Here is a 14,079-nt window from a genome sequence, read left to right on the forward strand (position 1 = left end):
CGACGTGGCTCACGCAGAGCCCGGCGTGCGGCGACCGACCACCGCGGTGCCGTCGCGCTCGTCGTCGCGTGCCGTGCGGACCGCGAGCCCCGCCGCCCGCAGCAGCCGCGCGCTCGTCGAGGCCTGACGCGGGCTCGTCTCGACGACGACGTACCCGCCCGGCGCGAGCCAGCCGGCCACGTCGGCGGCGATCCGCCGCTGCAGGTCCAGGCCGTCCGCTCCCCCGTCGAGCGCGACGAGCGCCTCGTGGTCGCGCGCCTCGGTCGGCATCGTCGCGATCGCGTGCGACGGGACGTAGGGGGCGTTCGCGACGAGCACGTCGACCCGACCGCGCAGTGCGCCGGGCAGCGCGTCGAACAGGTCGCCCTCGTGCACGAGCGGGACGTTGCGCCGCGCGCACGCGACCGCGGCGGGGTCGACGTCCGCCGCGTGCACCTGCGCGTGCGGCCAGCGCGCGGCGACCGCCGCGGCGAGCGCGCCGGTCCCGCAGCAGAGGTCCACGACGACTGGCGGGACCTGCGCAGCCCGGGCCTGGAGCAGGCCGTCGACGACGGCCACCAGCAGCTCGGTGCGGCGCCGCGGGACGAACACGCCCGGCGCGACCGTGACGCGCAGCCCCGCGAACGACGCCCACCCGACGACGAGCTCGAGGGGCTCCCCCGCGCAGCGCCGCGCGACGAGCGCGTCGAGGGCCGGGACGTCCAGACCGCTGTCGGCCGCGTGCGCGAGCAGCAGCGCGGCCTCCTCCTCGGCGAACACGCACCCTGCGGCGCGCAGCCGTGCCACGACCTCGACCTCGCTCGTCACCCGGTCACCCTCCCACGGCGCCGGCGGCGCCCGCGGACACGGCGCCGGCGGCGCCCGCGGGCACGCCCGCGGACGCGAGAAGGGCGGGTGCGTCGACGACGCACCCGCCCTTCTCGACCGTGGAGAGCCGTCAGCCGACGCGCGTCCCCGCCGAGTACTTCGGGATCGACACGAAGCTCGCCGTGCCCACCGGCGTGACGCGGACCTTGATGATCGCGCCCTTGTCGAGGGAGTTCAGCGTGCGCGTCTTGCCCGTGGCACCCGAGATCGCCTTGCCGTTGCGGTACCACTGGAACTTGTAGCCGTTCACCTTGCCGGTGAACGAGTACTTCGCGGTCACCGTCTGGCCGACCTTCGCGGTACCCGTGACAGTGACGGCGCCGGCCGGGGCCAGCACCTTCTGCAGGTTCAGGTAGCCCGCGCCGCACCGGGTGGTGGTGCAGTTGTAGGTCGGGAAGCTGGGGTACTTCGGGAACGGCGACGTCGCCTTCTTCAGCCCGGACTCGACGGCGCTGCCACGCAGGCCGAGCGAGTACAGCATCGCCGCGGCCGCGGAGACGTGCGGCGCCGCCTGGCTGGTGCCCATCATCAGACCCCAGGTCTGGGTGCCGGGCTTGGTCGTGCCGGTGTTCCACGTCGACAGGATCGGCCGGTAGCCGTCGGCGTACTCGCCGCCGGGGGCCGAGACCTCGACCGTGTTGCCGTAGTTCGAGTAGCTGGCGCGCTGGCCGTACTCGTCGAGCGCCGCGACCGTGACGACGTTATTGCAGTTCGCGGGGCCGTGCAGCGACGCGCTCTCCGCCGAGTTGCCCGCGGAGACGACGACGACCGCGCCGCGCTTGCGCGCGTTGTCGATCGCCCGCTGCGTCATGGAGCCGCACGCGTGCTTGCCGCCGAGCGAGAGGTTGATGACCTTCGCGGGCGTCTTGTTCCTCGACGTCCCGGAGACGACGCCACCCGACGCCCACGTGATGCCCGCGGCGATGTCCGCCGACGTGCCGCCACCCGCGCCGAGCACGCGCACGTGCTGGATGCGGACGCCCGGCGCGACACCGACGCCCCTCGCACCGTCCCACTTCGCGGCGATGATGCCCGCGACGTGCGTGCCGTGCCACGAGCTCTGGTGCTCGCTGTCCCAGTCACCCTGGTCCTGCGGGTTCGAGTCACGGGCGTTGCCGTCCCGTGCCCGGGCCTTGTCGGAGATCATGTCGTAGCCCGCGACGGTCACGCCGTCGATCTGCGGGTGCGCCGTGCGGCCCGTGTCGAGCACCGCGACGACCACGTTCTTGCCCTTGGTCGCGGGCCACAGCGCCGTGGCGTGGGTCGAGTAGCCACCCGTCGGCCAGGCGACGCCGTCGAGCGTGCCGCGCGACGAGTAGTCCCAGATGTTCCACTGGTACTGCTTGACGTACGGGTCCGTCGGGACGACCGGCCCGGCGGCGTGCGCCGTCGAGATGTAGTTGGGCTCGACGTCCGTGATCCCGGGGACGGCCTTGAGCGCGGTGATCGCGGCCTGGGCCTGAGCGGGCGTCACGGGCTCCTCGAAGTCGACGGCCCACGTCGCGCCGGCGTCGACCGCTGCGGCCCCGGTGGAGACCTTCGCGCCGCTCGCCTTGAGCGCGGACTGCACGGAGGCGTTGGCGGCCGCGCGGGCGGCGACCGTGGCGGTCCCGCTCGCCGAGGCGGCCAGACCGTCCTTGAAGCTGTACACGACGCCCGCGACGAGCGTCTCCTGCTTCTCGACCGCGGCCGAGTCCTTCTTCGGCAGCGTGCCGTCGTCGCTCGCCGCGTTCGCGGCCGGCGCGACGGCAGCACCCACGAGGGTCGCCGCGAGGCCGCTGCACGCGACCGCCGCGATCGCTCGTCTGGCGCGGGTCCAGGTCGTCATCAACTCATCTCCAGTCGTCGTCGCACCCGGGGCTTTTGTCCACCGGGCCCCAGGCAGCGTATTGCCTGAGCTGCCCGACGCACAGGCGTTGTCCGCGCCAGACGCACATTTCGCCCGATGGGGGCGGTGTCACCCGAATGCCGGGTCATGTCGGGCGGTGCGCACGCCGAAGCAACCATCGTGCTCGGGTCGGTTCCCACGTGGGTCTGCGCGGTCCAGCTGCTGGCGGCTGGTCTGGTGGCGGGCCTCCTGGTGCTGCAATGGCTCTGGTGGCGCACCGACCGCCGCCCCGTGGGTGCCGTCTGGGGCCTCGCGTGGTCCGCGGACATCGGGCTGATGCTGCTGGTCGGCGCCGTCGCCGGCTACCTCGCCCCCGGCACCGTGCAGACCGTCCTGACGTTCGTGCACCTCCTGCTCGTCGCCGGCTTCCTCCTGCTCGCGCTCCCGACCACCCGCGCGTTCGCCCAGGGTCCGCGCACGGCGTGGTGGGTCGCCGGCGCGGCCGTGCCGCTCGCCGCGCACGCGATCGCGTGGCTCGTCCCCGAGGTCCGCGACGCCGGACCGCGCAGCGACCTCGCGGTGGGCTCGACGCTCGTCGTCGCGACCCTCGTCGTCCTGTCGTACGTCGTCGTCACGCTCGGACGCCACTCGGTGACCGTGTGGGGCGCGCTGCTCGTGGCCGCCGGCCTGGAGTCGGTGAGCATGCTCGTCGCGAGCGGGTTCATGCCCGACCGCGACATCAGCTCGCTGCTCGCCGCGCTGTGGGCCGTCCCGATCGCGTTCGGCCTCGCCGCCCTCGCACTCGTGCGGGTACGCCAGTCGCAGGACGAGGCGAGCCGGCAGCACCGGATGCGGGACGCGGTCGCGCGCGTGTCCAACGCCGCGTGGTTCGCGCGCGACGCCGACACGCTCCTGCTGCAGGCGCGCGACGAGGCACGCAAGGTGCTCGACGACCCCGCGGTCGAGGGCACGCTGCGCCCCATCGCGCACGGCCGGTTCGTGTGCGAGCTCTACAGCGCGCAGGTCCGCGACGGCCACGAGCGCGCGTTCCTCGTCGACGTCGCGCAGATCGTCTCGGCCGCCGCCGAGCGCTATGCGCTGACCCGCCAGCTGAACCGCACCGCGTTCGCCGACGCGCTCACGGGCCTGCCGAACCGCCGCGCGGTCCAGCAGCATCTGCACGAGGTGCTCGAGCGCGCCAACGTCGAGCGGACCCGCGTCTCGCTCGTGTACTGCGACCTGGACGGCTTCAAGCGCTACAACGACGTGCACGGGCACGCCGGCGGCGACGACATGCTGTGCCGCGTCGCGACCTACCTGCGCGGGGCGATCCCGGGCGAGGAGACGTTCGTCGGTCGCCTCGGCGGCGACGAGTTCGTCGTGGTCATCTCGCGTGCGCCGCTCGACCCCGAGCTCGTCGCGATCGCCCGCTCGCTGCGCGAGGGCTTCGTCGACCGCTCCCCCGGCAACCGGCCGTCGCGGCTCTCCGTCGGCATCGCGACCTGGCAGCCCGGTGACGTCGTCGACGTCGAGGCGCTCGTCCGGCACGCCGACACCGCGATGCTCGAGGCCAAGCGCTCGCGCTCCGGCTTCCGCGTGTTCGACCGTGCGCTGCGCCGCGCCGTCGAGGCCGAGCGGGTGCAGCGCTCCGCGCTCGAGGCCGCGGTCACCGACGGGCTGTTCACGGCGCACTACCAGCCGATCGTCGACGCGCGCACGCTCGAGGTCCTGCAGGTCGAGGCGCTGGCCCGGTGGGACCACCACGGCCGGCTGCTCCTGCCCGTCGACTGGCTGGAGCTCGCCGAGGAGACCGGGCTCATCGTGCCGATCGGGCTGTCGATGCTCAGCCAGGCGCGGCGTGCGCTCGACAGGTTCCAGATGCCCGTCTCGGTCAACCTCGCGGCGCGGCACCTGTCGGAGCCGGACGCGCTCGAGCAGATCGAGACCGCGTGGGGCTCGACGTACTGGGAGCACCTCACGCTCGAGATCACCGAGAGCGCGCTCGTCCAGACCGGCGCCGCGATCCCCGTGCTGTCCGAGCTGCGCGCGCGGGGCACGCGCATCGCCGTCGACGACTTCGGGACCGGCTACTCCTCGCTCGCGCGGCTCGCACGCCTGCCCGTCGACGTCCTCAAGATCGACCGCTCGTTCGTGCGTGAGGTCGACACCGAGCGCGGGGCGTCCGTGGTGCGCGCGATCATCGAGCTGGCGGCCGCGCACGGCCTCGACGTCGTCGCCGAGGGCGTGGAGCGCGCGGCCGACCTGGACGCGCTCGTGCAGCTCGGGGTCCGGCGGGTGCAGGGCAACTTCCTGGGCCGCGCCGCGCCGACGGTCCCCGTGCGGGGCCCGCGCCCCGGTTCGCAGTGGGAGGACACGCGTCCCCTGCGCGTCGTCCCGTCGCCGCGCACCGACGACCGTTTCGACCTGCTGCACCACCGCGCCTGACGGCCTCGGCCGGGCGGGGCCGCGACGACGCGTGTCACGACGACGAGGCGCGCCGCCCCCATGGGGACGGCGCGCCTCGTGACGTCTCGGCCGCTCAGGCCAGGAGCATCGGCTTGAGCTCGACGATCCTGCCCAGCAGGCCGTTGACGAACGTCGGGGACTCGTCGGTCGACAGCGCGCGGACCAGGTCCACGGCCTCGTCGACGGCGACCGCGTCCGGCACGTCGTCGTTGAACAGGACCTCCCACGTGCCGACGCGCAGGACGGCGCGGTCGACCGCAGGCATCCGCTCGATCGTCCAGCCGTGCGAGTGCGACGCGAGCACCTCGTCGATGCGTGCGAGACGTGCGACGACGCCCTCGACGATCTCGACCGCGTACTGCGGCAGCGCCGCCTCCGTGCCGGGCTCGGCGATGCGCTGCGCGAGCAGCGTCACCGGCTCGACGCCGCGCTGGTCGGCCTCGAAGAGGACGTCGACGGCCCGCTTGCGGGCCTTGGACCGGGCTCCCACGTCAGTCGTTCACGCGACCCAGGTAGGAGCCGTCGCGCGTGTCGACCTTGACCTTGGTGTCGGCCTCGAGGAACAGCGGGACCTGGATCTCGTAGCCCGTCTCGAGCGTCGCGGGCTTGGTGCCCGCGCTCGAGCGGTCGCCCTGCAGACCCGGCTCGGTGTACGTGACCAGCAGCGTCACGGACGGCGGGAGCTCGACGTACAGCGGGGCGCCCTCGTTCGTCGCGACCAGCGCGTTCTGGTTCTCGAGCATGAAGTTCGCGGCGTCGCCCACGGTCGCGGCCGGCACGTGCAGCTGGTCGTACGTGTCCGTGTCCATGAACACGAAGTCGTCGCCGTCCTTGTACAGGTACTGCATCTCGCGCTTGTCGACGTTGGCCGTCTCGACCTTCACGCCGGCGTTGAACGTGCGGTCGACGACCTTGCCGCTCAGGACGTTCTTCAGCTTGGTGCGCACGAAGGCGCCACCCTTGCCGGGCTTGACGTGCTGGAACTCGATGACGGTCCAGAGCTGGCCGTCGATGCGCAGCACGGTGCCGTTCTTGAGGTCGTTCGTGGTCGCCACGGTTCGTCGCTTCCTGTCGAGGGTGGATCGAGGCGGCTCGCGCGCCCCGCACCCGACGGGTCCCCCGGGTGGTCGCGTCCGGCCGCAGGCCGCCGACCATCGTACCGTCCCGGCACGCACCCCACCGTCCGCCCGCCGCACGCGCCGCCGCCGGCAGCCCTCGGGACGGTGGTGCCCGACGACCGGCCGGGACGAACCGGGGACGTGTGCGGGTGGCCTGTGGTTCGGTAGGCGCATGCTCGTTGTGCTCGCGGTCCTCGGCGCGCTCGTCGTCTCCGTCGGCGGCGGCTGGTGGTTCGTCTCGGGCGTCCTGCGCCTCGCGTCGCGGCCGGGCGCCGACCCCGTGGCCGGGGCGCGCGGCGCGACGGTCGCCCCCGGGCCGGTGCCGCCCCCGCCCGGTCCGTCGTCGTCCCTCGACCCCGCGGGCCCGGACGGCCCGGCGGCCCGCGCGGCGCTGCGGGGCGGCACGTGGATCGGCTTCCTGGAGCGGGCAGCGGTCACCGCGTGCGTGCTGCTCGGCCAGCCCGCGGGGGTGGCGATCGTCGTGGCCGTCAAGGGTCTCGGCCGCTACCCCGAGCTGAAGGAGAACCCCGGCGCGTCGGAGCGGTTCGTGATCGGCACGCTCGCGTCGCTGATCTGGGCGGCTGGATGGGGTCTGCTCGCGTCGCTGGCGCTGTGAGGTCGCGCGCTCAGCCCTGGGCGGCCAGCAGGAGACGCGCCGCGGCGCCGGACGCGGCGCGCGCCTCGTCGTAGAGCGCCGTGCGCAGACGCTGGCTGACGGCCTGCTGCGTGATGCCCATGGCGGCGGCCACGTCCTCCTGACGCGCGTGGGGTCCTGCCGCGTCAACCGCGTCGACGGCCTCCCAACCCGCCGCGGTGCGCCGCGCTGCGGTCGCGGCGACGAGCGTCAGCACGGCCTCGGCGTCGAGGCCCGCCTGGTGGTGCGCACCGCGGACAGCGAACGGGACCACGCGCTGGCGGCTCTTGGCGGCCTCGACCGCGTCCCGGGCCAGGACGAACGCGGTGCCTGACGCCGCCCGGGAGGTCTCCGCGAGCGGCTCGTCGACCCGTCCGCAGCCGATGCCGACGCTCCAGCCGCCGGCCCGCAGCACCCGCAGGACGATCGCGACGGCCAGCCCGGCGTCGTCGAGCGCGCCCTGCACCTCGTCCCCCACCGTCCGTTCGAACCCGAGCACGACTCCCTCGGGCCGCGGCACGGCCGATCCGGCGACCGCACCGGGCCAGACGTCCTCGAACGCGGCGAGCAACTCGGGCACCCGGTCGCCGTTGCGGCGGCTGCCTCGCTGGTCGATCGTCAGGACGAACATGGCACCAGTCTGCCGACTTGTTCAGTCTCGCACAAGTGTAGGAACTTGTTCAGTCGGTCGGAGCGAGCGCCGACAGCGCCAGACGGTACGAGTCCAGGCCGAAGCCCGCGACCGTCCCCGTCGACACCCCGCCGACCACCGACGTGTGCCGGAACGTCTCCCGCGCGTACGGGTTGGTGATGTGCACCTCGACGAGCCGCAGGCGAGCGCCCGTGACCTGCGCGGCCGCGTCCCGCATCGCGTACGAGTAGTGCGTGAACGCCGCGGGGTTCAGCACGACGTCGCTGCGCGAGTCGACGGCCTCGTGCAGCCAGCCGATCAGCTCCGCCTCGTCGTCGGTCTGCCGCACCTCCACGTCGAGGCCGAGCCCGGCACCCCACCGCTGCACCGCCGACACGAGGTCGGAGAACGACGTGGAGCCGTACACCTCCGGCTCACGGGTGCCCAGTCGCGCCAGGTTCGGACCGTTGAGCACCAGCACTCGCGTCATGCGGGAAGCCTATCGACGGGCCCGCGCCACGCCCGCCGGACGGGCGCCGACGCGCCGCGCGTCACAACGCGACCGCGGACGACGACGTCGCACCCTCGGCGACCTCGGCGTACGCCGCCGCGAGCAGCGTCGGGTCGGGACCCTCCAGGCGCGTGGGACGGCCGACGTCCTCGAGCACGACGAAGCGCAGCAGGTCCCCGCGCGTCTTCTTGTCGCGACGCATCGCGGTCAGCAGCCGCTCCCAGCGGTCGCCGCGGTAGGTCGTCGGCAGACCGAGCGACGTCAGGACCGCACGGTGGCGCGCGACGACGTCGTCGGACAGGCGCCCCGCGAGGCGCGCGAGCTCCGCCACGTAGACCATGCCGACCGACACCGCCGCGCCGTGCCGCCACTGGTAGCGCTCGACGTGCTCGACCGCGTGGCCGAACGTGTGGCCGTAGTTGAGGATCTCGCGCAGGCCGGCCTCCTTCAGGTCCTCACCCACGACGCGTGCCTTCACGACCACCGCGCGCTCGACCAGCTCCAGCAGGACCTCCGAGCGCGCCGCAGCGACCGGGTCCTTCAGGAGGTCCACGTTCCCCTCCACGAGCTCGAGGATCCGCGGGTCCGCGATGAAACCCGCCTTGACGATCTCCGCGAGCCCGGCGACGAAGTCGAAGGGCTGCATGGACTCGAGCGCCGCGAGGTCGCACAGCACCGCCGCCGGGGGGTGGAACGCCCCAACGAGGTTCTTGCCCTCGGCCGTGTTGATGCCGGTCTTGCCGCCGACGGCCGCGTCGACCATCGCGAGCACCGTCGTCGGGACCTGCACCACGCGGATCCCCCGCAGCCACGTCGCGGCGACGAAGCCGCCCAGGTCCGTCGTCGCGCCGCCGCCCACCGCGACGATCGTGTCGGACCGCGTGAAGTCCGCCTGACCCAGGACGCCCCACAGGAACGCGGCGACCTGCGCGGTCTTCGACTCCTCGGCATCGGGCACCTCGGCGCCGAACGTCTCGTAGCCGTGCGCCCGGAGGTCCTCGATGATGACGTCCGCTGTGGTCGCGAGCGCCGCGGGGTGCACGACGAGCACGCGCCGGACCGCCTCCCCCAGCGTCGCCGGCAGCTCCGCGAGCAGGTTCCGGCCGATCACCACGTCGTACGGGCGCTCCCCCGTGACCGTGACTCGTCGCACGTCGCTCACACGTCCCCCTCGTCCGTCGGTGCCGGTGCCTGCGCCGGCTCGCCCGTCGCGCGCGCCGTCCGCAGCGCCGCCAGCTCCACCTCGACCGCCTCCGCCACGTCGGCGGGGCGCAGCCCGTCCGTGAGGACCCGCACCGTGCTCACCCGCTCGTAGACCGGGCGCCGGGCCTCCATGAGCGCCTGCCACTGCGCGCGCGGGTTGCCGAGCAGCAGCGGCCGTGACTGGTTGAAGCCCACGCGCGGCGCGGCGTGCGTGAGCGTCACGTCGAGGAACACCACGTCGCCACCCGAGGCCACGTAATCCGCGAGGACGCGCTGCGTGCCCGCGTCGAGCACGGCGCCCCCGCCCAGCGCGAGCACCCCGTCGTGCTCGGCCACGGCCGCGGCGACCGCGTCGCGCTCGAGCGCGCGGAACGCCGGCTCGCCCTCGTCGAAGAAGATCTCCGGGATGGTCCTGCCTGCACGCGCCTCGACGTCACCGTCCGTGTCCCGCAGCGCGAGGTGCCACCGCTCGGCCAGCGCCGCGCCGACCGTGGACTTGCCGGAACCCGGCGGTCCGACGAGGACGATGCGGGGTCCGGGGCGGTCGGTGGAGGGCACGGGCGGGAGCCTAGTCCAGCCACGACCCGCATCCCGATGGTGTCCGTGCCTGCCTGCGCGACTCACGCTTGACCTGGGCGGACGCCACGTGCGGGACGGCGACTCAGCCTCCTGCGCCGTCCGGTGTGGGCCGTTCGGGTCCTTCTTGCCCCAATTCCTGGATCCGGTCTCAACTCGACGCGGCCAGATGCCGAGTAGCCGACTGACTCGTCGGCCCTAACCCGGAGGAACCGTGCTGCGTCGCACGCTCGCCGTCCTCGTCTCCACCACCTTGATCGTCTCGGCGGTGGCCGCCACCGCCCCCGCCGCAACCGCCGCACCCGAGGCGCCTGCCACGTCCTCCACCGCGGTCGACCAGGACGGCGACATCACGCTCACCTGGGCACCCGCGGACGGCGCGAGCGCCTACTCGCTGCAGGTCGCGACCGACCCGAGCTTCGTCTCGGGCTCGATCCTGACGACGGTGGCGACGTACAACGTCAGCTGGGTGATTCCCACGTCGTGGAGCACCACCGAGGACCGCACGCTCTACTGGCGGGTCGCGTCGTACGGCACCGGCACCACGAGCTCCACGCTCGGCGCGTACTCCGCGCCGACGCAGCTCGACATCACGGCGGGAGCCGTGCCGACGCTCCTCGGACCCGGCAGCGCCACCGGCGGCGTCGTGACCTACCCCGACCCGGTGGTCTTCTCCTGGGAGCCCGTCGCAGGGGCCCAGCTCTACCGGCTGCAGTACGCCTCCGACGCAGGCTTCACGACGGACCTCAAGACGTACACGACGACGGGGACGACCTACACACCCGCGACGCCGCTCGCACGTGAGTCGGGAGGCTTCCCGATCACGTGGCACTGGCGCGTGCAGGCGGTCCTCTACACCGGAGTCACGGCCGGGACGACCGGTCCGTACTCGCAGCCGTGGGAGTTCCGAGTCGAGTGGCCCGCGTCCGCCTCGCAGCCGACCCTCACGTCGCCCGCGAACTGGGTCGCCGGAGCCCCCGGCGTCTCGGACGTCAAGCTCACGTGGACGCCCGTCGCCGGGGCCTCGAGGTACGAGGTCGTGATCGGGACGTCGCGCAGCGACGACGGCACGAGCGTCACGAGCCGGATCCAGGAGGCGAGCGGCACGACGCCCTTCACCACGTGGGTGCCGACGATCGCGTTCGCCGACCGCAACTTCTTCTGGCAGGTCATCCCGTACGACCTGGCCGGCAACCCCGGGACGGCATCGGAGGTCCGGCAGTTCCGCAAGCTCTGGGGCGGCCAGACCGGCCCGCAGACGGCGCCCGCCGCCGACGCGACGTACCCTGCGCCGCTCGTCGGCGGACCGCAGTACGCGCCCACGCCGGTGTCGATCGACGACTTCGAGCTCTCGTGGGACCCGGTGCCCCGCGCGACCCTGTACGAGGTGCAGGTCGTGCCGCACAACGGCGACCCGCGGCTGACCTGCCGCACCGCGTCGACCTCGGCCACGATCGTCGGGTACGTCGCTGCGGGAGCCGGCACGCCCGGTGCGCTCGTCGGCCAGAGCCAGTGCCTCTGGAACGGCGATGCCGCCAAGCGGATCGCCCCGGGCAGGACATACACGTGGCGTGTGCGGGCGATCGACTACTCGGGCAAGGACACGACCGCGCTCAGCGCGTCGACGAACCCGGTCGGCACGCTCGTCAGCGCGTGGTCCGACCCCGAGGAGAGCGGGGCGAGCGACCGGGAGCGCTGGATCGAGGTCACCTCGCCCCGGGACACGAGCGCGCTCGACGTCGAGCCGGACACCACCGCCTGGGCCACCGGCACCGCCGTCGCCGGCCAGCCGTCCCCGACCTTCTCGTGGAACACCGCCCGGTACTGGAAGAAGGTCGGCGGGACGGATACCGACCCGGAGCTGGAGCTGACGCCCGTCGACGGGTACGAGGTCACGGTCGCGCTCAACCCCGACATGACGAACCCCGTCTCGGTGACGCGCACGCCGTCGACGCGTCTGCGGATCAACGGCGTCTTCGGCGACAACGAGACGGGCATGCCGTACTACTGGCAGGTCCGTCCCTTCTGGACGCAGAACTGGACGGCGGTCACGTACACCGCGCTGGGATCCGCGACGAAGCCGAGTTGGACGAAGACCAGCACTGCCACGTCGTTCTTCGACGACGAGACGACGCGCACCGTGAGCGCCGACGGCACGATCGTCTTCGCGTGGCGCCCCCAGGCCGACACCGCGCCCGCGGACGGCGGCTCACGTGGGTACCAGGTGACGCTCACCACGAGCGGCGGCACCCTCGTCGGGACCCAGAAGATCGAGTACCCGTACTTCGTCGCGGTCAACCCGAAGACCGAGGAGCCCCTCGCGCCCGGTTCCTACAAGCTGACGGTCGCGCCGCTCGACGCGAACGGTTCGCCCGGGCGTCCCAGCAGGACGATCGAGTTCAGCACCGCGACGCCCGCCCCCCACACACCGACGAGCCGGACGACCGCGGCGGGCGCCACGCTGTCCTGGCAGACGAGCGCGACGGCGTCCCGGTACGAGGTCCAGTACTGGGCTGCGGCGGGCAGCGAGATCACGGTCTCGAAGCTCGGTACGGAGTCGCTCGCCCAGGGTGCGCTCTCCCTGACCGACCTCTCGGCCGGGACGTACGGCTGGCGCGTCCGCTCGATCGACACCGCCGGCAACGCGTCGCCCTGGAGCACGGGCGCGACGTTCGCCGTCGGGGAGCGTCGGCCGACCCTGCGCACGCCCGTCGACGACGTGCTGACCACCTCGACGCGCGTGCTCGACTGGGCGCCGGTCGAGGGTGCGTCGCGCTACCTCGTGCAGGTCGCGACCACCTCGGGCGGTCTGGCGAGCGCCGCGGTCGTCGAGACGATCGCGAGCGCGTACGCCCCGACGACGGTCGCGTCGTACGGGACGACCTACTACTGGCGGGTGCGGGCCGTCGGCGAGAAGTACGGGAGCGCCTCGCGCCCGGTCCTCGGCGAGTCCACGGAAGGCCGGTACTTCACCCGCACGGCACCTGCCGCTCCGGCGACGACGACGCCGACGCTGAGCACCGGCGGGCTGACGTACGCGTGGACGCCCCTGACGGGCGCCGCGGCGGGTTCGGACGACACCGTCGAGTACGTCGTGCGCTACCGCGTGAAGCAGACGCCCGAGGCGACGTGGACGTACCTGGACGCCATCACCGGCTCGAACGTGGCGGTCAGCGGGCTCGCGTCGAGCACGACCTACCAGTTCGAGGTCGCGGGGCGCACGAGCGAGGGCCAGGGGCCCTGGTCCAGGACCAGCGAGAAGACGACGGCCTCGGTGCCGTCGGCACCCGCGACTCTCACGCTCACGTCCAAGCTGCGTTCGCTGGACGTCGCCTGGGCGAAGCCCGTGACGTCGGGTGCCTCGCTCACCGCGATCACGCTGCGCTACCGCCTGACCACCTCGTCGACGTGGACGACGGTCGCACTGCCGGCCTCCGCCACGAAGTACACGATCACCGGCCTGTCCGCGCTCAAGAAGTACCGGGTCGAGGTCGCGGGCCAGAACGTCGTCGGTACCGGCCTGCCGGCGACCGGGGAGCAGATGGCGCTCGGCACCGCGAGTGCTCCTCGCTCGCTCGCGGCCAAGTCCGGTGACCGCAAGGTCACGCTCACCTGGAGCGCCCCGAGCTCTCTCGGTGGAGACCTGCTCAGCGAGTACGTCGTGCAGATGCGCTCCTACTCGGCCACGACGAAGACGTGGTCCGCCTGGGTCACGAAGACGACGACGCCGTCGCGATCGGCCACGATCTCCTCGCTCGTCAACGGTGCGAAGTACCAGTTCCGGGTGCTCGCTCGCACGCTCGTGGCGAAGGACGGCACGGCCTCCTCCGCCGTCTCGGTGGTTCCCGCCGGCAAGCCGCTGGCGCCCACCGGCGTGAGCGCACTGGCGACGGGCTCCAGCAGGATCAAGGTGAGCTGGGCCAAGGCCAACGCGAACGGCTCGACGATCTCCGGCTACACGGTGCAGTACTCGACGAACGGCACGACGTGGAGGTCGCTCAAGACCACGACGGCGAGCACGACGAGCTGGACCTGGTCGAGCGCCACGAGGGGCAAGACGTACTACTTCCGCGTCATCGCCAAGAGCAACCTCGGCAACAGCCCGGCGAGCTCGAAGGTGCGCGTCGTCGCCCGCTGACCCGCGCCCGGCGACAGACGTCCGACGACGAAGGTCCGGCACCCCTCGGGGTGACCGGACCTTCGTCGTTCAGGAGCGCGCGCCGTGCCGTGCGGGCCGGCGCCGCC

General features: G+C 73.2%; 11 protein-coding genes. 3 read left to right on the forward strand and 8 right to left on the reverse strand.

The features are described 5' to 3' along the window. Window positions 1–9: 9 nt before the first annotated feature. On the reverse strand, window positions 10–807 hold the full coding sequence (locus ACT17Q_RS08605; protein WP_444661878.1) for a putative protein N(5)-glutamine methyltransferase: 798 nt from the start codon (window positions 805–807) through the stop codon (window positions 10–12). A gap of 130 nt (window positions 808–937) precedes the next feature. Next, window positions 938–2,695, reverse strand: a complete 1,758-nt coding sequence (locus ACT17Q_RS08610) for a S8 family serine peptidase (protein WP_444661880.1) — start codon at window positions 2,693–2,695, stop codon at window positions 938–940. Window positions 2,696–2,875: 180 nt separating this feature from the next. Here ACT17Q_RS08610 and ACT17Q_RS08615 point away from each other — a divergent pair, with 180 nt between their 5' ends. After that, entirely contained in the window at window positions 2,876–5,140 is a 2,265-nt protein-coding gene (locus ACT17Q_RS08615) for an EAL domain-containing protein (RefSeq protein ID WP_141321889.1), read from the forward strand. Between the two features lie 94 nt (window positions 5,141–5,234). Here ACT17Q_RS08615 and nusB read toward each other — a convergent pair whose 3' ends face one another. Together nusB and efp are read right to left on the reverse strand one after the other, a co-directional pair. Beyond that, window positions 5,235–5,651: a transcription antitermination factor NusB gene (nusB, locus tag ACT17Q_RS08620; protein WP_094179977.1), complete on the reverse strand. Its 417-nt coding sequence runs from the start codon at window positions 5,649–5,651 to the stop codon at window positions 5,235–5,237. A gap of 1 nt (window position 5,652) precedes the next feature. Next, the gene (efp, locus tag ACT17Q_RS08625) at window positions 5,653–6,216 is read right to left on the reverse strand and encodes an elongation factor P (protein ID WP_094179976.1); all 564 of its coding nucleotides are present in this window, start codon (window positions 6,214–6,216) and stop codon (window positions 5,653–5,655) included. A 235-nt stretch (window positions 6,217–6,451) separates the two neighbouring features. Between efp and ACT17Q_RS08630 the strand changes: the two genes are divergently transcribed. Next, complete coding sequence (locus ACT17Q_RS08630; protein ID WP_444661884.1) at window positions 6,452–6,895, forward strand: hypothetical protein; 444 nt, start codon at window positions 6,452–6,454, stop codon at window positions 6,893–6,895. Window positions 6,896–6,905: 10 nt separating this feature from the next. Here the strand turns inward: ACT17Q_RS08630 and ACT17Q_RS08635 are convergent, their stop codons facing one another. The 4 genes from ACT17Q_RS08635 to ACT17Q_RS08650 all read right to left on the reverse strand — a co-directional run bounded on the left by ACT17Q_RS08635 (window position 6,906) and on the right by ACT17Q_RS08650 (window position 9,816). Then, window positions 6,906–7,544, reverse strand: a complete 639-nt coding sequence (locus ACT17Q_RS08635) for a hypothetical protein (protein ID WP_444661886.1) — start codon at window positions 7,542–7,544, stop codon at window positions 6,906–6,908. 49 nt (window positions 7,545–7,593) lie between these two features. Continuing rightward, window positions 7,594–8,034 carry a type II 3-dehydroquinate dehydratase gene (locus ACT17Q_RS08640; protein WP_444661888.1) on the reverse strand — a complete coding sequence of 147 codons (441 nt, stop codon included), beginning with the start codon at window positions 8,032–8,034 and terminating at the stop codon, window positions 7,594–7,596. 61 nt (window positions 8,035–8,095) lie between these two features. Further along, complete coding sequence (gene aroB / locus ACT17Q_RS08645) at window positions 8,096–9,217, reverse strand: 3-dehydroquinate synthase (protein WP_444661890.1); 1,122 nt, start codon at window positions 9,215–9,217, stop codon at window positions 8,096–8,098. Further along, window positions 9,214–9,816: a shikimate kinase gene (locus ACT17Q_RS08650; protein ID WP_094179971.1), complete on the reverse strand. Its 603-nt coding sequence runs from the start codon at window positions 9,814–9,816 to the stop codon at window positions 9,214–9,216. Before ACT17Q_RS08650 ends, aroB begins: the two co-directional genes overlap by 4 nt. A 232-nt stretch (window positions 9,817–10,048) precedes the next feature. Here ACT17Q_RS08650 and ACT17Q_RS08655 point away from each other — a divergent pair, with 232 nt between their 5' ends. Further along, complete coding sequence (locus ACT17Q_RS08655; RefSeq protein ID WP_444661893.1) at window positions 10,049–13,972, forward strand: fibronectin type III domain-containing protein; 3,924 nt, start codon at window positions 10,049–10,051, stop codon at window positions 13,970–13,972. Window positions 13,973–14,079 lie beyond the last annotated feature (107 nt).

Origin of the sequence: Cellulomonas sp. CW35 (assembly GCF_052378485.1) — a bacterium.
GTDB lineage: Bacteria > Actinomycetota > Actinomycetes > Actinomycetales > Cellulomonadaceae > Cellulomonas > Cellulomonas uda.